The 17,724-nt window shown below is 58.8% G+C and carries 15 protein-coding genes; 9 read left to right on the top strand and 6 right to left on the bottom strand.

Annotation, left to right across the window (positions count from 1 at the left end; translation table 11 throughout):
• Positions 1–163: 163 nt before the first annotated feature.
• From ASD36_RS09600 to ASD36_RS09610, 3 genes are all read right to left on the bottom strand, one after another.
• Positions 164–700 (bottom strand): SRPBCC family protein, encoded by a 537-nt coding sequence (locus tag ASD36_RS09600; RefSeq protein ID WP_060503041.1) that lies wholly within the window; start codon positions 698–700, stop codon positions 164–166.
• Positions 701–783: 83 nt separating this feature from the next.
• Complete coding sequence (locus tag ASD36_RS09605; RefSeq protein WP_060503042.1) at positions 784–1,272, bottom strand: SRPBCC domain-containing protein; 489 nt, start codon at positions 1,270–1,272, stop codon at positions 784–786.
• The gene (locus ASD36_RS09610; RefSeq protein ID WP_060503043.1) at positions 1,256–1,603 is read right to left on the bottom strand and encodes a metalloregulator ArsR/SmtB family transcription factor; all 348 of its coding nucleotides are present in this window, start codon (positions 1,601–1,603) and stop codon (positions 1,256–1,258) included. Before ASD36_RS09610 ends, ASD36_RS09605 begins: the two co-directional genes overlap by 17 nt.
• A gap of 281 nt (positions 1,604–1,884) precedes the next feature.
• Between ASD36_RS09610 and gltX the strand changes: the two genes are divergently transcribed.
• From gltX to ASD36_RS29850, 3 genes are all read left to right on the top strand, one after another.
• Positions 1,885–3,342, top strand: a complete 1,458-nt coding sequence (gene gltX / locus ASD36_RS09615; RefSeq protein WP_060503044.1) for a glutamate--tRNA ligase — start codon at positions 1,885–1,887, stop codon at positions 3,340–3,342.
• Positions 3,343–3,540: 198 nt separating this feature from the next.
• Positions 3,541–5,034, top strand: coding sequence for a lysine--tRNA ligase (gene lysS / locus ASD36_RS09620; RefSeq protein WP_060503045.1), 1,494 nt, complete (start codon positions 3,541–3,543; stop codon positions 5,032–5,034).
• Positions 5,035–5,148: 114 nt separating this feature from the next.
• Positions 5,149–5,322: a DUF1328 domain-containing protein gene (locus tag ASD36_RS29850; protein ID WP_037100293.1), complete on the top strand. Its 174-nt coding sequence runs from the start codon at positions 5,149–5,151 to the stop codon at positions 5,320–5,322.
• A gap of 35 nt (positions 5,323–5,357) precedes the next feature.
• Here the strand turns inward: ASD36_RS29850 and ASD36_RS09625 are convergent, their stop codons facing one another.
• Entirely contained in the window at positions 5,358–6,236 is an 879-nt protein-coding gene (locus ASD36_RS09625) for a hypothetical protein (protein WP_244481983.1), read from the bottom strand.
• Between the two features lie 302 nt (positions 6,237–6,538).
• On the opposite strand from ASD36_RS09625, the gene ASD36_RS09630 reads away from it, so the two are divergent.
• The 6 genes from ASD36_RS09630 (at position 6,539) to ASD36_RS09655 (ending at position 15,070) form a co-directional block, all read left to right on the top strand.
• Complete coding sequence (locus ASD36_RS09630) at positions 6,539–7,498, top strand: nucleoside hydrolase (RefSeq protein ID WP_060503046.1); 960 nt, start codon at positions 6,539–6,541, stop codon at positions 7,496–7,498.
• A 59-nt stretch (positions 7,499–7,557) separates the two neighbouring features.
• Complete coding sequence (locus ASD36_RS09635) at positions 7,558–8,568, top strand: ligase-associated DNA damage response exonuclease (protein ID WP_060503047.1); 1,011 nt, start codon at positions 7,558–7,560, stop codon at positions 8,566–8,568.
• A complete protein-coding gene (locus ASD36_RS09640) occupies positions 8,537–10,222 on the top strand; it encodes a cisplatin damage response ATP-dependent DNA ligase (RefSeq protein ID WP_060510002.1) in 1,686 nt (561 codons plus the stop codon). Before ASD36_RS09635 ends, ASD36_RS09640 begins: the two co-directional genes overlap by 32 nt.
• A gap of 42 nt (positions 10,223–10,264) precedes the next feature.
• Positions 10,265–10,453 carry a DUF3008 family protein gene (locus tag ASD36_RS09645; protein WP_060503049.1) on the top strand — a complete coding sequence of 63 codons (189 nt, stop codon included), beginning with the start codon at positions 10,265–10,267 and terminating at the stop codon, positions 10,451–10,453.
• 166 nt (positions 10,454–10,619) lie between these two features.
• Positions 10,620–13,226, top strand: a complete 2,607-nt coding sequence (locus tag ASD36_RS09650; protein WP_060503050.1) for an EAL domain-containing protein — start codon at positions 10,620–10,622, stop codon at positions 13,224–13,226.
• A gap of 431 nt (positions 13,227–13,657) precedes the next feature.
• Positions 13,658–15,070: an efflux transporter outer membrane subunit gene (locus tag ASD36_RS09655; RefSeq protein WP_060503051.1), complete on the top strand. Its 1,413-nt coding sequence runs from the start codon at positions 13,658–13,660 to the stop codon at positions 15,068–15,070.
• 313 nt (positions 15,071–15,383) lie between these two features.
• Here the strand turns inward: ASD36_RS09655 and ASD36_RS09660 are convergent, their stop codons facing one another.
• Together ASD36_RS09660 and ASD36_RS09665 are read right to left on the bottom strand one after the other, a co-directional pair.
• A complete protein-coding gene (locus tag ASD36_RS09660; protein ID WP_060503052.1) occupies positions 15,384–16,643 on the bottom strand; it encodes an ATP-binding protein in 1,260 nt (419 codons plus the stop codon).
• Positions 16,644–17,357 (bottom strand): response regulator transcription factor, encoded by a 714-nt coding sequence (locus ASD36_RS09665; protein WP_060503053.1) that lies wholly within the window; start codon positions 17,355–17,357, stop codon positions 16,644–16,646.
• Between the last annotated feature and the right edge of the window lie 367 nt (positions 17,358–17,724).

Consider the following 17,724-nt stretch of genomic DNA (forward strand, 5'->3'; position numbering starts at 1 on the left):
GGAACGAGGCCGAAGGGGTAAGAAGCTCGCCTGCCATTTCGTTGGCCGCGAAGAGAAACCGGAAAAATCTCCGCGTTCTCCATCTCCCTCTGGTCCGGTTGGCACGGCCCGCACTCCTCATCAAGGAAACGGGTCACGCCAACAATGGTTCCCTTTTTGCCGGTTACTTTTCCGCAATCACCTTGAGGTTTTGCAACCCTTGCGCAAAATCGCCACCGATCATCGTGTCCATATTGAAAAACAGACCCATCACTTTGGCGATCAGCGGGCTCGGTCCATCCATCGCCCAGGTCACAGTCGTGCCTTGCGTGGCGGGTGAAAGCGCGAAGGTAGCAACGTTATGGCCTTCGAAGGGACGGATGAAGTCAAGCTTGATCTGTACCTTGGTGGATGGTGTCGCTTCAGTGATTTCCATCCGGCCAGCGCCGACATTCTTGTTGCCATCCCAACTGTAAACCGCGCCCTGACCGCCTGTCGCGCCATCATAGGTGCGCTTCATGGCCGGGTCCTTCATTTCATAGGGTGACCAGGCCTGCCATTGCTTGAAGTCATTGATCAGCGGGAAAATCTTTTCAGGCGGGGCATTGATGGTGACACTACGCTCGACATGGAATGTGTCTGGCTTGGTGGATGCGAAGACGACCACGGCGAGCAGAAGCACGACGATGACGGCAAGAACAATCAGTAGAATTTTCAACATATTCAGGGTCCTGTTGTGTAAGGGAACAAGCGCCCCTGAAGCGCCCGTTGCGGGCTTCAGGGGCATGTTGGATAAAAAGAACTTCAGGCAGCGGCTGCGTCGTTGATAACGGCTGCAAGCTTTTCGAGGCTCTGGCTCCAGCCTTCCTCCATGCCGTCAAGGGCAGGCAGAACGGCTTCGGTTGCCTTCAACACCTCAGCATGCAGGGTCAGCACGGTCTTGCCGTCCTTTTCCGTAAACGTCACCGTATTCAGCGCCTCGAGCATGGGGATGCCGTCTTCGCCATCATAAGTGCTGGTAAACACCAGGCGCTCGTTCTCGACGATTTCCTTGAAGACGCCGTTTGACGGATACATCTGGCCGTCCGGCCCCTTCATATGGATACGAATGACACCGCCAGGTCTCAGATCGACCTCGCAGACCGGGTTGGTAAAATGGTGTGGCCCCCACCACTGGGACAGATGATACGGGTCCGTCCAGACCTTGTAGACCAGCGCTGCCGGGGCGTTGAATGTCCGGGTCAGGACAAGGTTGGCCTTATCGGCCGGAACCACGTCAGCTCTTGCGTTCATTTCCATCTCCCTCTTGAAGTTTTTGCAGGTAGAGATCGAGCCTGTCGAAACTCTCCTCCCAAAATTGCCGGTAGTTATCGAGCCAGGCGTTCAGGTCTTTCAGCGGCCCCGCCTCCAGTTTGCAGGGCCGCCACTGCGCCTCGCGACCGCGACTGATCAGCCCCGCCTTCTCCAGCACCTTCAGATGCTTGGAAACGGCAGGCAGGCTCATCGCGAACGGTTCGGCCAATTCATTGACGGACGCCTCCCCCAAAGCCAGCCGCGCCAGAATTGCCCGGCGCGTCGGATCGGCGAGCGCCGAAAGAGTTGTGCTGAGTTGGTCCTGGGTCATTTTATTTAGCCAATAAGTTAATTAACTTAAAGGTTAATTAGATCGATTTCACGCGGATGTCAACGGCCATTTGAAAAGTTCCCGGCCACAGCTGAAAACGCAGTTTTCCTTGACGCGCCCTTTTGAATATGGTCTCACCCCAGCCATATGGAATTTCCGGTATTTTCCGCCATTTCAGGCATCAGCCGGGCATTTCCTTCCCTTAAAAGCATGCGCCTTCACATCCGGACGTCTCCTTTCCGGCAGGAAGGCCGAAAGCACGTAAAGCACGGGCCAGGATCATGACAGACAGACCAGTCCGGGTGCGCATTGCACCTTCCCCCACCGGCGAACCCCATGTCGGCACCGCCTATATCGCGTTGTTCAACTACCTCTTCGCACAGAAGATGGGTGGCGAGTTCATCCTGCGTATCGAGGACACCGACGCGACCCGCTCGACCCCAGAATTCGAAACCAAGGTGCTGGACGCCCTGAAATGGTGCGGACTGAAATGGTCGGAAGGCCCGGATATCGGCGGCCCCTATGGCCCCTACCGCCAGAGCGACCGCAAGGACACCTACCTGCCCTTCGTCGAGAAGATCGTTGCCAACGGCCACGGTTTCCGCTGTTTCTGCACGCCCGAACGTCTGGCGGAAATGCGCGAGGCGCAGCGCGCCGCCGGCAAGCCGCCAAAGTATGACGGCCGCTGCCTGACACTTTCGGCAGAGGAAGTGACGACACGCATGGCTGCCGGCGAACCGACCGTCGTGCGCATGAAGATCCCTGCGGAAGGCTCCTGCAAGTTCGTCGATGGCGTCTATGGCGAAGTCGATATTCCGTGGGATGCAGTCGATATGCAGGTCCTGCTGAAAGCCGACGGCATGCCGACCTATCATATGGCCAATGTCGTCGACGACCATCTGATGAAGATCACCCATGTGGCGCGCGGCGAGGAATGGCTGTCCTCGGTCCCGAAGCACATCCTGATCTACCAGTATCTCGGTCTCGAGCCGCCGGTTTTCATGCATCTGTCGCTGATGCGCAACCATGACAAGTCGAAGCTGTCGAAGCGCAAGAACCCGACCTCGATCTCGTACTACACGGCACTCGGCTACCTGCCCGAAGCGCTGATGAACTTCCTCGGCCTGTTCTTCGTGCAGATCGCCGAAGGCGAGGAAATGCTGACCATGGAACAGCTAGCGGAGAAATTCGATCCGGCGAACCTCTCCAAGGCCGGCGCGATTTTCGACGTACAGAAACTGGATTGGCTGAATGGCCGCTGGCTGCGCGAAGGTTTGTCAGAAGACGAGTTCGCCGCCCGCGTGCTTTCCTGGGCGATGGAAAACGACCGTATCAAGCAGGGCCTCAAACTCTCGCAGTCGCGCATTTCCAAGCTGGGCGAACTGCCGGACCTGGCGGGCTTCCTGTTCAAGTCCGATCTGTCGCTTGACGCCGCATCCTTCGCCAAGGTCAAATCGAGCCCGGAAGAACTGGTCGAGATCTTCAACACGGTCCAGCCGGATCTGGAAAAGATCCTCGAATGGAACGTCGAGTCGATCGAAGCCGAGCTGCGTGCCATTGCCGACCGCATGGGCAAGAAGCTGAAAGTCATCGTGGCGCCGCTGTTCGTGGCGGTCTCGGGCTCCAGCCGCTCGCTGCCGCTGTTCGATTCAATGGCTATCCTCGGCCGCTCGGTCGTGCGCCAGCGCCTGAAGGTTGCAGGCCAGGTTGCCGCCTCGATGGCAGGCAGCGGCAAATAAAGACTGGCTCTTTCTTCTCCCCAGCGGGGAGAAGTGCCGAGCGAATGCGAGGCGATGAGGGGGTGGTGCGGCAGGCTGAGAAGTCTTTTGCTCCCCCTCATCCGGCCCTTCGGGCCACCTTCTCCCCGGTGGGGCGAAGAGGAAATGGCCTCGACCCCTAGTACCCTTGAGAACAAAGCCCCATAGAAGGCGAGCCCCATGACCGACAAGACCGAAACCGCCCTCTCCTCCGACGTCACCGAAGTGCGCGCCCAGAAGCTGAAAATGCTGCGCGAAAAGATCGGCGACGTCTATCCGGCGCATTTCCACCGCACGATCACCAATGCTGAGCTTGCGGCGAAATACGAGAACCTGGAAGCAGACGTGGTGACCGAAGATGTCGTCACGGTTGCCGGGCGCGTCTATTCCTCGCGCAATTCTGGCATGTTCATGGATATCCATGATGCCGGCGGCAAGATCCAGATTTTCTCCCACAAGGACACGACGCCGGAAGAAGCCCGGGCGATGCTGCCGATGATCGATCTCGGCGACATCATCGGCGTCACCGGCGTGGTGCGCCGCACCAAGCGCGGCGAACTCTCGATCAACGCGCAAGAAATCACTATGCTGACCAAGTCGCTGCTGCCGATGCCGGAGAAGTGGCATGGCCTGTCCGACATCGAGCAGCGCTATCGCAAGCGTCACCTCGACATCATGACCAACGAGGAGTCCAAGCTCCGCTTCCAGCAGCGTTCGAAGATCGTTTCCGGTATTCGCCGCTTCATGGAAGACGACGGTTTCATGGAAGTCGAAACGCCGATGTTGCATTCGGTCTACGGCGGCGCAACGGCCGAACCTTTCAAGACGCACCACAATACGCTGAAGCTCGACATGTATCTGCGCATCGCGCCGGAACTGTATTTGAAGCGCACGCTGGTGTCGGGCCTGACCGACAAGGTGTTCGAAATCAACCGCAACTTCCGCAACGAAGGCGTTTCCACAAGGCACAATCCTGAATTCACCATGATGGAATGCTACTGGGCCTATGCCGACTACGAGGACGTCATGGACCTCGTCGAGCGGCTGTTCTCCAAGCTCGCGATGTCGATCCATGGCACGACCGAATTCATGTTCGGCGACAAGGAAATCTCCTTCAAGGGGCCGTTCAAGCGCGTGCCTATGCCGGATGCCGTCAAGGAAGCGACCGGTATCGACTTCCTGGCGATGAAAACCGACGAGGAAGCCCGCGCTGCCGCCGAGGCTGCCGGTTTTGAAGTCGAGAAGGACGCGACCTGGGGCGAATGCCTGGCCTTCATTTTCGAAGAAAAGGTCGAAGGCACGCTGATCCAGCCGTCACACGTGACGCATTTCCCGAAGGATATCTCGCCCTTCGCCAAGGAAGTGCCGGGCGAACCACGCCTAGTCGAACGGTTCGAGACCTATTGCAACGCCTGGGAGCTGGGCAATGCGTTTTCGGAACTCAACGATCCGGAAGAGCAGCGCAGGCGTATGGTCGAGCAGCTCGAGCAGGCGCATGCCCGCGGTGAGAAGGACAAGCAGCTGGACGACGAATTCCTCGATGCGATCGACCAGGGCATGCCGCCCGCAGGCGGTCTCGGCATCGGTGTCGATCGCCTGATCATGCTGCTCACCAACGCGCCGTCGATCCGCGACATCATCCTCTTCCCGGCCCGCCGCAACAAGGCGGACTGAGACAACGCTAGGGACGCGCCATTCGCTAAACCGGATGGCGCGTTCTTGTCAGCCGACGGAACTTTTCAGGCTCCTGCGCGTCTATGTCCGCAGAATCTGAAAAGGACCCCCTCCATGCTGAAATGGGCGCTCATCTTCCTGGTCATCTCGCTGATTACCGGTTTTCTCGGTTTTTCAGGCGTTTCGGCCGCAACCGCGACGATCGCGCGCGTGCTGTTCGCCATCGCCGTGATCATCTTCCTGATTTTCGTGGTTCTCGCCGTCATTGCCGGCAACGCCATCGTCTGATCCGGATGGCCGGCAGCGCGCTGTTTGAAAGCCCGTCAGTGCCCTGCAGGTTCTTCTGCTGGGCGTTCGGCGGGTTTTTCCATCGCGGATTCCAATGGCTTTTCGCCATCTCCGCCGAGCACCATGGCCAGCATGGAGCCGAAGAAACCTTTTTCCTCAGGCTTTACCGCGCCCTGCTCCGCCGTAGCCTCGGCGTCATGTTCCGGCGCGGCTCCTTCCTCGGCATGCGTAGCAGGCGCCTCGCCACTCTCTGCTTCCTCTCCGTGCGCAGCAGCCGGCGCTTCACCGTGGTCGCCGCTCTTTGATCCGGCAGCCCCAGGCACTGCCGCAGCAGCGGCCGCGACCGGATCGAAACAATCCGACTTGTCGTCCATTGCCGTCAACGTGGTCTTGATGTCGTCGGTCGAGAGAGCCACTTCGGCACCATAGAACAGACCGACGGTGTTTGCCTTCGCCTCCGTATAACGGGCCGTAAATGGCGTGCTCATTCCCGGCAGCTTGGATGGATCAGGCGCGAAAAGGACCTGGGCGCCGATGGCCGCGCCGCGCCGATCGGCACGATCTGACGGTCCGGCGGAATCAAGCACAACTACCTGATAGAGATCGGCCTGCTCTTCCTTGGCCAACAGGCCGGTAATGCGCAATGCAGTGCGGACACGATCGACACCGCCTGCAGATTCCGTGCTCACATATTTGCGAATCCAACGTTGGCCATTGCGGCGCATCTTCAGGGTTTCGATCGTGGTGCAGGCCAGGCCCGAAGTTGAGGGCTTTTGCGGTCCGGCCATGCCGAGAAAGGTTTCCTTGCCGGAATAGACGGCATAGGCGCCGGACGCACCCGACAGCACGAGAATGCCGGTAATGAGGAACATCACCTTGCGGGGGAGACGTATCTTTTTAAAGACCGACTTCACGTACGCTGTTCCGTCATCAGCTTGAAACTCCCTTGCCTGCCACCGCGCGTCTGCGCGGATGCAGGAACGGCCCCACCTATTGATTGAGCCCCCATCCTATCGCGGCGACGTTTCGGAAAGTTTAAGCCTGCTGGCCCTATTTCGCGGCAGGATACGGATTTGCCTTGTTTTGGCACTCCACCTCCCATGGCCCGGAAAATGGGTTGCTCTTGGCCGCCGCACCGCTAAAAGTGACACAACGCTGGACGTCACCCCTTTCAGCAAGCTGCGGCCGGCTTTCAAAACAAAGAAAAGAACACATCATGCATAAGGTAATTTTTGATACGGATCCCGGCGTCGACGATGCGATGGCCCTGTTGTTCCTGCATAATCACCCGGATATCGACCTGATCGGCATCACCTCCGTTTTCGGTAATGCCTCGATCGAAACGACGACTCGCAACGCGCTCTATCTGAAGCAGCAATGGGATATTGCAGCGCCTGTTGCCAAAGGGCTTGGCGAAACGCTCGACCCGTCCCGGCCCCATGTTGGCTGGCCAACCTTCATCCACGGCGATGATGGTCTCGGCAATATCGGGGTTCCAGAAACGGTCGATCTGGCCTGCGATCCGCGTCCGGCCCATCGCTTCATCATCGACATGGTACGCGCCAATCCCGGCGAGGTAACGCTTGTTGCCGTCGGCCGAATGACCAATCTGGCGCTCGCCTTGCGCGACGATCCAGATATCGCCGTTCTGGTCAAGGAAGTCGTCATCATGGGTGGTGCCTTCGACATGCGCGGCAACATCACACCGGCTGCCGAAGCCAATATCCATGGCGATCCGGAAGCCGCCGACGTGGTGATGACAGCCCCATGGCCGGTGGTCGTCGTCGGGCTTGATGTAACCGAGAAGACCGTCATGACTCGTGGGCGGTTGGAAGCTATTGCTGCGACCGGCGGCAAGCGCGCCAAGCTCCTGTCGGACATTTCGCAGTTCTATATCGATTTCTACGAACAGCATGTCGATGACGGTATGGTCGTGCATGACAGCTGCGCCTGTGTCTATGTCGTGGCGCCGGAACTCTTCACCCTGCGCAGCGGTGCGATCCGCGTCGTTTGCGGCGGCATTGCCGATGGCCAGACCATCCAGAAGGCCGACGATCATATTTTCCCGCCAAGCGACTGGGACAACCTGCCAAGCCAGAACATCTGCATCGGCGTCGATGCCGAGGGCGTGCTTGATCTGATTTCCAAGACACTCGGCCACAACCCGGTAGCCTGATTTCGAAAAATTCGCTGCGATAGCTGGCAGTCGTGCAATTGCCAGCTATCTTCGTCTGCATGAAACCGGAAACGCTGCTCTATCCGACGCCCAAGGGTCTCTTTTGCGAGAAGGGCGGCTTCTATATCGATCCCGTCCAGCCTGTCGAACGGGCGTTGATCACCCACGGTCACGCCGATCATGCGCGCGCCGGCCACACACATGTGATGGCGACGCGCGAGACGCTGGAGATCATGCGTATCCGCTATGGCGACACATTCTGCGTCAGTACGCAGGAAGCCGTCCTCGGTACCCGCACGACGATCGGCGATGTCACCGTCAGCTTTCATCCGGCCGGTCACGTGCTCGGGTCGGCACAGATCGCCGTTGAAGCAGGTGGCATGCGCATCGTCGTCTCAGGCGACTACAAGCGCCGCCGCGACCCGACCTGCCTCTCCTTCGAGCCGGTCCCATGCGATGTCTTCATCACCGAAGCAACTTTCGGCCTGCCGGTGTTTCACCACCCGGATGACCGTGGCGAGATTGCCAAGCTGTTGACCTCGCTCAAACAATTTCCCGAGCGTGCCCATCTGGTCGGCGCCTATGCTCTCGGCAAGGCGCAGCGGATCATCATGCTTCTGCGCGAAGCGGGTTACGACGCACCGATCTTCATTCACGGCGCCTTAGCAAGGCTCTGCGATTATTATGAAAGCGAAGGTATCCAACTGGGGGATCTCCGGCCGGCCACGATCGATGCGAAAGACAAACAGTCCTTCGCCGGTGCCGTTGTCGTCGGCCCGCCCTCGGCCTTTGCCGACAAATGGGCCAGGCGCTTTCCCGATCCCATGCCCATCTTCGCGTCCGGCTGGATGCTGGTGCGGCAACGCGCCAAGCAGCGCGGCGTCGAACTGCCGATGATCATGTCGGATCACTGCGATTGGCCGGAACTGACCGCGACAATCAACGAGATCAAGCCAGCCGAGGTCTGGGTGACGCACGGCCGCGAAGAGGCCCTTGTCCGTTGGTGCGAGTTGCAGGGTATCGCCGCCCGGCCGCTGCATCTGGTCGGCTACGACGACGAAGGAGAATAGCCGGTGCGTCCCTTTCGCAGAACTGCTCGACCGCCTGGTTCTCACGCCACAACGCAACGCCAAGATCAAGCTGATGGCGGATTATTTCCGCGACGCACCGGATCCCGACCGCGGCTATGCGCTCGCCGTCATCGCCGGCACGCTGACCTTGAAGGCCGTGAAACCGAACGTGCTGCGGCAACTGGTACTGGAGCGCATGGACGAGGTGCTGTTCCGCTATTCCTATGATTATGTCGGCGACCTCGCCGAAACGATCTCGCTCGTCTGGGAACCGCCAGCCACAGGAAAGCCAGCATCCAGCGACCTATCGCTTGGCACAGTCATGCATCAGCTGGAAACGGCCGGCCGAGCCAATGTGCATGGCCTCGTGCGCGATCTGCTTGATCAACTCGAAGGGTCAAGCCGGTTTGCCTTCCTCAAGCTCATCACCGGCGGCCTGCGCATCGGCGTCTCGGCACGGCTGGTGAAGCAGGCCCTCGCCGACATGGGCAATGTCGATATCACCGAGATCGAAACGCTCTGGCATGGCCTGTCCCCGCCCTATGTGTCGCTGTTCCAATGGCTCGACGGAAAGACCGACAAGCCCAAACTGGATATGCCCGCGGTTTTCCATGCCGTGATGCTCGCAACACCGGTTGGAGACAATGATCTGGCTTCACTCGACCCGAAGGATTTTGCCGCCGAATGGAAATGGGACGGCATCCGCGTCCAGCTTGCCAATCTGGCCGGGACGCGGCGGCTCTATTCACGCAGCGGCGACGACATTTCCAGTGCCTTTCCGGATATTCTTGAGGCTGCGGATTTCGAGGGTATCATCGATGGCGAGCTTCTTGTCGGCGGCACCATGCGCACCAACCGCGCAACGCGGACATTCTCCGATCTGCAGCAACGATTGAACCGCAAGACCGTGACACGAAAAATGCTGGAAGACTATCCGGCCTTCATTCGCGGTTACGACCTGTTGTTTTCCGGGTCGCGCGATATGCGTCCGGAAAGCTTTTTGACCCGGCGCGCAGCACTTTCGGCCCTGATCGAAAAGGCCGCCCCCTCGCATTTCGATCTCTCGCCGCTCGTCCCGTTTTCGAGCTGGGAGGAACTCGATCGCCTACGCAAGGAGCCGCCGGATCCGGTGATCGAGGGCATCATGCTGAAACGCCTGGATTCGTCCTATACGTCTGGACGCTCGAAGGGGCCTTGGTTCAAGTGGAAACGCGAGCCCTATAATATCGACGCGGTGCTGATGTATGCCCAGCGCGGCCACGGCAAACGGTCCAGCTACTATTCCGACTTCACCTTCGGAGTCTGGACGGAGAGTGAAGGCAAGGATGTTCTGGTGCCCGTCGGCAAGGCCTATTTCGGTTTCACCGATGCAGAGCTTGAGGTGCTGGACCGCTACGTGCGCAATAACACTATCGAGCGCTTCGGCCCGGTGCGGTCGATCCGGGCGGAGCCAGATCACGGCTTCGTTGTCGAGGTCGCATTTGAGGGTATCAATTTCTCCAGCAGGCACAAGTCCGGTGTTGCCATGCGCTTCCCGCGCATCTCGCGGCTGCGAACCGACAAACTGCCGCGCGATGCTGACCGGTTGGAGACATTGCTGGCAATGATTGGCACTCCTGAAATCAATGTGGCAAGCCCTGCGGAACCAATCTAGAAGACGGTTGTTAAACAGGCATCCGACCGAAGGAGTAAGTCGATGCCCGCAAAATCCCAAGCCCAGCAAAAAGCCGCCGGTGTCGCATTGTCCGCCAAGCGCGGCGACATGAAAAAATCCGAACTCCAGGGCGCTTCCAAGAGCATGGAAAAATCCATGTCGGAAAAAGAGCTGAAAGAGCTTGCGGAAACCGACCGCAAGAACCTGCCAAAAAGGAAAAAATCCGAATAGAACGCTAGAATTGACGGGGCCTCGAAGCACATCTTGTTAAGACGCCTTTGCGACAATCCGGTCCAATTGCTGTCGAATAGTGAACAGCATTGGAGATCACGTGTTTTCGGGACTGTCGAATGCGCTCAGAAAGTCAACAATAGTTCGGTTTCTCAAACCGAACTACATGCCGACCTACGTCGCGTTGATGGTGGTGATCGCAACCGGCCTGTTTGCTGAACAGCAGAACCGCGCAGTTCATGCGGCAAAGATGCGGGAGGCGGTTATTGCGGAGCTCAACCCGATCCGCTCGAAGCTCGAAGCCAACATCAATGGCGACATTCAACTCGTGCGTGGATTGATCGCTGCGATCTCCACGGAACCGGGCATGAACCAGAAACGGTTCTCCGAACTGGCGCGCAACATCTTCAATGAGCGTTCGCGCTTGCGCAACATCGCGGCCGCCCCCAACCTGATCGTCTCCCTCGTTTACCCACTCGAAGGCAACGAGAAGGCCCTCGGCCTCGACTACCGCAAGAACAGCAATCAGCGCGCCGCAGCGCTCAAGGTTCGTGAGCTGGGCAAGATGGTTCTTGCTGGCCCCCTGGATCTTGTGCAGGGCGGTCAAGGCCTGATCGGCCGCTTTCCTGTGGCCATCTCATATGGCGGCGCCTCGAACCGCTACTGGGGTGTCGTCTCCGCAGTCATCGACGTGGAGCGGCTCTATCAGGACAGCGGGCTTCTTTCAGCCGCACTTGATATAGACGTGGCGATTTCCGGCCGCGACGGCTTGGGTGAAGATGGCGCCTTGTTTTTCGGCAATAGCGCGGTCAAGGCAGCCGACCCTGTCGAAGTAAGCCTGTTTCTGCCGGGTGGATCCTGGATGATCAGTGCAGTGCCAAAAGGGGGGTGGGTCGATACCCCTCCGAACGCCTGGTTCATCCGCACCCTCATCCTTATCGGCGGCCTCTTCATCCTCGTGCCGATGTTCATCAGCGGGCGGCTGATCGAGGAACGCAAACGTAATATCCAGGTCCTTCAAAACAACAAGGATCAGCTCCAGGAACTGTCCCACCGGTTGAAGATTGCGCTCGATGCCTCACAGATCGGCATCTGGGAGCTCGACATCGCCTCCGGTAAACTTCTCTGGGACGACCGCATGAAGGAATTGTACGGTCTGCGGCAGAACGCCAGTGAAGTCTACGAGGATTGGCGGGACGCCCTGCATCCGGATGATCTGCAGCGCGCCGAACAGGAATTCAGCAATGCCCTGCACCACGGTGCGAGCTACGTTTCGCAATTTCGCATCCGCCTTCCGGGCAGCCGCGTCAGGCATATCCGGACGGTCGGCTCCACCTATATTGGCGCTGGCGGCAATGAGAAGATCGTCGGCGTCAACTGGGATGTAACCACCGACGTCGAAAAGACCGAGCGGCTTGAAGCCGCCAAAGGACAAGCCGAAGCCCACAGTGCCGAACTGGAAGCAGCCCGGCACCGGATGGAATTCAATGCTCTGCACGATCCACTGACAGCGCTGCCGAACCGCCGATACCTTGACGAAATTCTGGCAAAAAAACACGCCGACGAGACGAGACCGGGTCTCGCCAGCATCTTCCATATCGATCTCGATCGGTTCAAGGAAATCAACGACACGCTCGGCCATGCGGCTGGCGACGAAATCCTCAAGCATGCAGCCCAGATCCTTCGCGCCAACACCAGCGGCGACGATTTCGTTGGCCGCATCGGTGGAGACGAGTTCGTCATCATTTCACGCCAGACCGGGATAGAGGCTCATGAAGCTGAGCTCGCCCAACGGATCATCGATGCGATGAGCATACCGGTCCGATACAAGGAACAGGAATGCCGTATAGGCGTCAGCATCGGCATTGCCCATCAGGCAAGGCAAGAGGAGGAACTGAGCCAGGTTCTGGTCAACGCCGATATCGCGCTTTACGAAGCAAAGCGCCGCGGCCGCAACCGCTATGAGTTCTTCACGCATTCCCTGAAGACGGCTGTTTTCAAGACGAAACAGACGGCAGATGAAATCCTGCGCGGTCTCGAGCAGAATGAGTTCATCGCGCATTTCCAGCCGCAGTTCTGTCCGAACACTCTGGATATCATCGGGGTCGAAGCGCTGGCCCGCTGGGACCACCCTACCAAGGGACTGCTGGCGCCATACGCCTTTCTGAAGACGGCCGAAGACATCAATGTGCTTTCGGAGATCGACCAGCGTATCCTTGAGCAGGCGCTGTTCCAGTCGATGCGGTGGGAAGCCAGCGGCATCCATATCCCGAAAGTGTCCGTCAATCTTTCCTATCATCGCCTGCATGATGAAAAGCTGATCGATCGCCTCAATCAGATGGCTATTCCGCACGGTAAGATCTCGTTCGAACTGCTGGAGTCCATCTCGTTCGACGAAAGCGACATGACCGTGCTTTCCAATATCGAGCAGATCAAAAATCTCGGCATCGATATCGAAATAGACGACTTCGGCACCGGATATGCCTCCATTGTCAGCCTTTTGAAGCTCACCCCGCGCCGCCTCAAGATCGACAGGCAGCTGGTGATCCCGATCCTGACCTCGACCACACAGCGCCAGCTGGTGGCCTCAATCATCGACATCGGCATATCGCTCGGTATCGACGTCATCGCCGAGGGCGTCGAAACCATGGAGCATGCCCGAATTCTGAAGGATCTGGGGTGTCACGGGCTGCAAGGCTATGCCTTCGCCAGACCGATGAGCGCGACAGACCTCGCAAACTTTGCCCGCGAGCGCCGATGGCTGGCGGCTTAACTCAGGAAAGCACCGTGCCGCATCATGCGCATGACACCTGCCTTCTCGTGAGACACGCTTGGTTCGCCGGTTCATCACCGGATTTCTCATGTCCGCCCGCATTGGCCCGTGGGCCACGCACGCTGGAAACAATTCGACACGCCACCGACAAACGTCAGACATGCACACCCTTTAAGGGTCAGCAAATTGTTAACATTCACGCAGGCACACTGCTGGAATCAGCGTGATTCGCACGGGCAATTTTTTGTCAGGCGCCCTTGAAATCACAGCTACAACGTCCAAGCCGTGGCACTTAGGAAACACCAAAGCTGGGGAAAGTCCATTTCAGGGCCATCTTTGCAATTGTTCCCTCGCATGCGGCGCGGAAAATGTTAAAGACGAAAAGTATGAATCGTTTATTACCGACCCGCTCGGGCCGGATGGGGACCCAGATGAAAATTGCTAAAGTGCTCTTTCCCTTGAGCCTCGTTCTTCTTTCGGGCTGCGTTGTCGGTCCTAACTATCAATCTCCGAATGCCGCGGTGCCGGCGAAATTCTCGGAGGGAGGCAAGGCGGAAGCAGAGGACGTGACGCTGAAGCCATGGTGGGAAGCCTTCCGCGACAAGAAATTGAACGGCCTCGTCGCACAGGGCCTGGGCGAGAACCTTGACGTCCAGCAGTCGATCGAGCGCATCGTTGAAGCCCGCGCCAATGTCATCGTCGCAGCATCCGGCGGCCTGCCGCAGATCAATGCGAATGGTTCTGCAACGGTTGCGGGCCAGGATGGCTCTACCCGGCGCAAGAGCGGCCAGGGCGACCATAGCGAAACAAAGACGATCGGCGGCGGCGGCGATGCTTCCTGGCTGATCGATCTGTTTGGCCAGTATGCACGCGCCAAGGAATCGGCCAATGCTTCGCTTGATGCCGCCTATGCCGACGTCAACGTTGCCCGCCTGGCCTATCTGTCCGATCTGACCACGTCTTACATCGAGGCGCGTTACAACCAGGAAGCTTATGCGCTGCAGCAGAAGAGTCTGGCATCGCGGCGCGAAACACTGAAGCTGACGAATGACATCAAGGCAGCGGGCGCAGCGTCCAGCCTCGACGTCGTTCAGGCCGAAGGCCTCGTGAACACCACCCTCGCGGAATTGCCGGGTTACCAGACCGGCTTCAACCAGGCGGCAAACCACATCGCCACGCTGCTCGGACTGCCCGCGACAACCGTCACGGCAAGCCTGCGCAACGGCGCATCGCAGCCTTCGCCGCGCTATAACACCAAGATCGGCATTCCGGCTGATCTCGTGCGCAACCGCCCCGACATCCGCAAAGCCGAACGCCTGCTGGCTGCGGCGACTGCCCAGATCGGCGTTGCTGAGGCTCAGCTTTACCCAAGCCTCAGCCTGAGCGGTTCGATCGATGGCGCGCGGATCGTCTCGACGGTCGCAGGGGGCCTTAGCACTTGGTCCTTTGGCCCAAGCCTGAACATTCCGATCTTTAATGGCGGCCGTTTGAAGGCCAATGTCGATATCGCCAAGTCCGGCGCACAACAGCAGTACCTTGCATGGAAGCAGACTGTTCTGAACGCGATCGAGGAAGTCGAAAACGCGCTCGTCGGCCTCCGAAACAACTATCAGACGGTAGCAGCCCTGCGTAAGGTCGTGGATTCCTACGAGGAAGCCCTGGGTCTGGCCCGCGAAAGCTACAAGGGCGGCGCAACATCGCTGCTCGACGTTCTCGACGCGGAACGCAACCTTGCGAACTCCCGCATCGCGCTTGCAGCCAGCATCCGCAACCTGTCCAACAATTACGTTGCTCTCAATATTGCCATCGGTGGTGGCGCGGGTATCCAGGCCATCGGACAGTAAGCCGGAAGCCTGCCGATACCGGCAGGTCCGAATAGCCAGACCAATCAAGCGCGGCCATTTCAATCGGTCGCGCTTTTTTATGCTCATCAGTGGCTTGTGAGGAGTTCATCGGTGTGCTGTGAGGGAATGAAAGTGCGGCTTGGCGCTGGCCTCATATCTTGCACGCTGGGCAGCATCACAAAGGCAATGCTGATGCCCGCGCCTACCGGTCAGAAACGGTATTCGCTCCGTCGCTGGCTGCCAAGCCCGATGCGACAGCCGATCCCTGACCGCGATTGGCTGGACGCATCATCCCGGAGCGCAGGTGGTTCGATTAGTCCTGATGTGGCTTGCACAGCGGCAGGCGTACGGTCTGCAGCAGGCCACCCTCCCGGCGGTTGACGATGGTGATGGTGCCACCATGATTTTCAATGATTTCCTGCGAAATGGCGAGGCCGAGACCGGCGCCCGGCACGATCTGCCGTCTGGCCTGGTCAACGCGAAAGAACGGCTCGAAGACACGATCAAGCAGATTTTGCGGAATACCGGGGCCGCGGTCCATAACCGTCAAGACCGCCTCTTCGCCATAGTTGGCCAGCGAAACGCGGGCACCAAGACCATGCGTGGCAGCATTTACCACTAGGTTACGCAGCGCGCGTTTCAGGGCAAACGGCGCGCCCTTGACCAGGACCGGTACGATCGCTCCCTGCTCTACGAGTAGATCCGTCTCGCGAACCTCCTCGGCGACGGAGCGAAGGACTGCATCCAGCGATACCTGCTCCTGCGCGGCCGGACTGATTTCCTCGCGCACCAGCCGGATAGCACTGTCGGCGATGTGATCCAGTTCGTCGAGATCCTTCAGCCAGGACTGTCTATCATCGCCATCGCCGACGAATTCGGCGCGAAGGCGCATACGCGTCATGGGCGTGCGCATGTCGTGGCCTGCGGCGGCAATCATGCGCATACGGCTGGAAACTGCCGCATTGAGACGTGTTGCCAACCGGTTGATGGTCTTGGCAGTGGTGCGAACCTCCATCGGCCCGGTCTCCGGCAGCTCCGGAATAATGCCATCAGGGCGGATCTTGGCAATCGTTTCATCCAGAATGCGCAGGGGCCTCATCATCACATTGCTGACATAGGCCGAAATGCCGGTCATGCCGATCGCGACCAACGCCAGGTAGGCCGCCAGTGGCAGATAGGGAAAAGGAGCGGGGTCGGGGAAGTCCAGATAAGCCCATCGGCCATCATCCAGCCGGATGGCGATATCCCAGCGATGCGGATTGAAGCTCTTCAACACGACGACATCGGCGGTGTAACCCTGCCGGCGGCCCTCTGCGAGGATATTCTCCGTGCGCTCCTGATCGATGCGGTCTTTCGCCGGTTTTTCTTGAATTGCAATATGCAGCGTCTGCGCTGCCAACGGGTCGGCACGAAGCAGAAGAAGTGCGAACTCGGCCTTTTCGGCAAGAACGCGGTCGTACATGACCTCCGGTGGTTTCCGCAGCAGCCACGCCGTGATGACGGCAGCAATCACCAGTACCAGAACAACCGAGATGATCAGCAGCGCCGTCAACCGCGTGCGGAGCGACAGCATCTAGTTGCTCCGCTCAACGGGAACTGCGAGTTGATAACCCTTGTTGCGCACCGTCTTCAGCATGGCGAACACGCTGGCATCGCCCAGCTTGCGGCGCAGACGGCTGACCAGGATATCAATCGACCGGTCGAAAGGATCGGCCGTCCGGCCCTGCGTCAGGTCAAGCAGCGAATCGCGTGACAGAACACGGCCCGGACGCTGGAGAAACACCACCAGCAACTCGAACTCGCCGCCCGTCAGGTCGACGGCACTACCGTCAGGCGCGTGCAAGGTGCGGCTTTCGATATCGGCGATGTAGTTGGCAAACACATATTGCCGGCTGCCCGTGGGTGTCGGCTCGGCGCGGCCACGGCGAAGCACGGCGCGGATACGGGCAGAGAGTTCGCGCGGATTGAACGGCTTTCCGAGATAATCGTCGGCACCGAATTCAAGCCCGATGATTCGGTCGACATCTTCCTTTAGCGCCGTCAAAAGGATGATCGACAATTGCGGCATCCTTCCCCGCAATGAACGGCAAAGATCAAGCCCGGAACCATCCGGCAACATGACATCGAGGACCAGAAGATCGATCTTCAGCTCAGCCAGCTTGGCCTCGCATTCGCCCTTGCTGCCGGCCAGGCTGATGCGAAAGCCCTGGCCGTCGAGGTATTTCCCAAGCAGCCGACGAATCTCCGGATCATCATCGACGACAAGAATGTGCGGTATTGTATCCATGCCGTGTTTATATCAGCAGCAAGGAAAAACGCACGTACCACGGCCGCTGCCCCGGGCCGTTTTCAGTGTCGAAATATTTCCCGCCACATCGATCCTACATTTCGTTACAAAAATCACGGCCTGATGTTTCCAAACACAAATTGACCGGGCACGTGACGACCGGACGCTGCACTGTGATTTCACGGCACACCCGGCAACGAATTGCCGCAGCCAGTCGATTTTATCACGGTTGCGGGTTGGCATGGCGGTCGAAAGCAGCCATAAAAACAATGTGCTCTTGCACCGTTTCGCGGTGCGCTTCGGGCACCGCCGTGGCGCACAATGCTGCAGCATTCACGGACCCCTCGCGGTCCTGTCATTTCGGAAA

Source organism: Rhizobium sp. Root1334 (assembly GCF_001426665.1).
In the GTDB taxonomy this organism is placed as follows: Bacteria; Pseudomonadota; Alphaproteobacteria; order Rhizobiales; family Rhizobiaceae; genus Pararhizobium.

Excerpts from the sequence above, each read along its gene's own strand:
- ASD36_RS09660 (WP_060503052.1), bottom strand. The coding sequence starts at position 16,643 with ATGCTGTCGCTCCGCACGCGGTTGACGGCGCTGCTGATCATCTCGGTT.
- ASD36_RS09665 (WP_060503053.1), bottom strand. The coding sequence starts at position 17,357 with ATGGATACAATACCGCACATTCTTGTCGTCGATGATGATCCGGAGATT.
- ASD36_RS09650 (WP_060503050.1), top strand. The coding sequence starts at position 10,620 with ATGCCGACCTACGTCGCGTTGATGGTGGTGATCGCAACCGGCCTGTTT.
- ASD36_RS09605 (WP_060503042.1), bottom strand. The coding sequence starts at position 1,272 with ATGAACGCAAGAGCTGACGTGGTTCCGGCCGATAAGGCCAACCTTGTC.
- ASD36_RS29850 (WP_037100293.1), top strand. The coding sequence starts at position 5,149 with ATGCTGAAATGGGCGCTCATCTTCCTGGTCATCTCGCTGATTACCGGT.
- lysS (WP_060503045.1), top strand. The coding sequence starts at position 3,541 with ATGACCGACAAGACCGAAACCGCCCTCTCCTCCGACGTCACCGAAGTG.
- ASD36_RS09610 (WP_060503043.1), bottom strand. The coding sequence starts at position 1,603 with ATGACCCAGGACCAACTCAGCACAACTCTTTCGGCGCTCGCCGATCCG.
- ASD36_RS09630 (WP_060503046.1), top strand. The coding sequence starts at position 6,539 with ATGCATAAGGTAATTTTTGATACGGATCCCGGCGTCGACGATGCGATG.
- ASD36_RS09635 (WP_060503047.1), top strand. The coding sequence starts at position 7,558 with ATGAAACCGGAAACGCTGCTCTATCCGACGCCCAAGGGTCTCTTTTGC.
- ASD36_RS09655 (WP_060503051.1), top strand. The coding sequence starts at position 13,658 with ATGAAAATTGCTAAAGTGCTCTTTCCCTTGAGCCTCGTTCTTCTTTCG.
- gltX (WP_060503044.1), top strand. The coding sequence starts at position 1,885 with ATGACAGACAGACCAGTCCGGGTGCGCATTGCACCTTCCCCCACCGGC.
- ASD36_RS09600 (WP_060503041.1), bottom strand. The coding sequence starts at position 700 with ATGTTGAAAATTCTACTGATTGTTCTTGCCGTCATCGTCGTGCTTCTG.
- ASD36_RS09645 (WP_060503049.1), top strand. The coding sequence starts at position 10,265 with ATGCCCGCAAAATCCCAAGCCCAGCAAAAAGCCGCCGGTGTCGCATTG.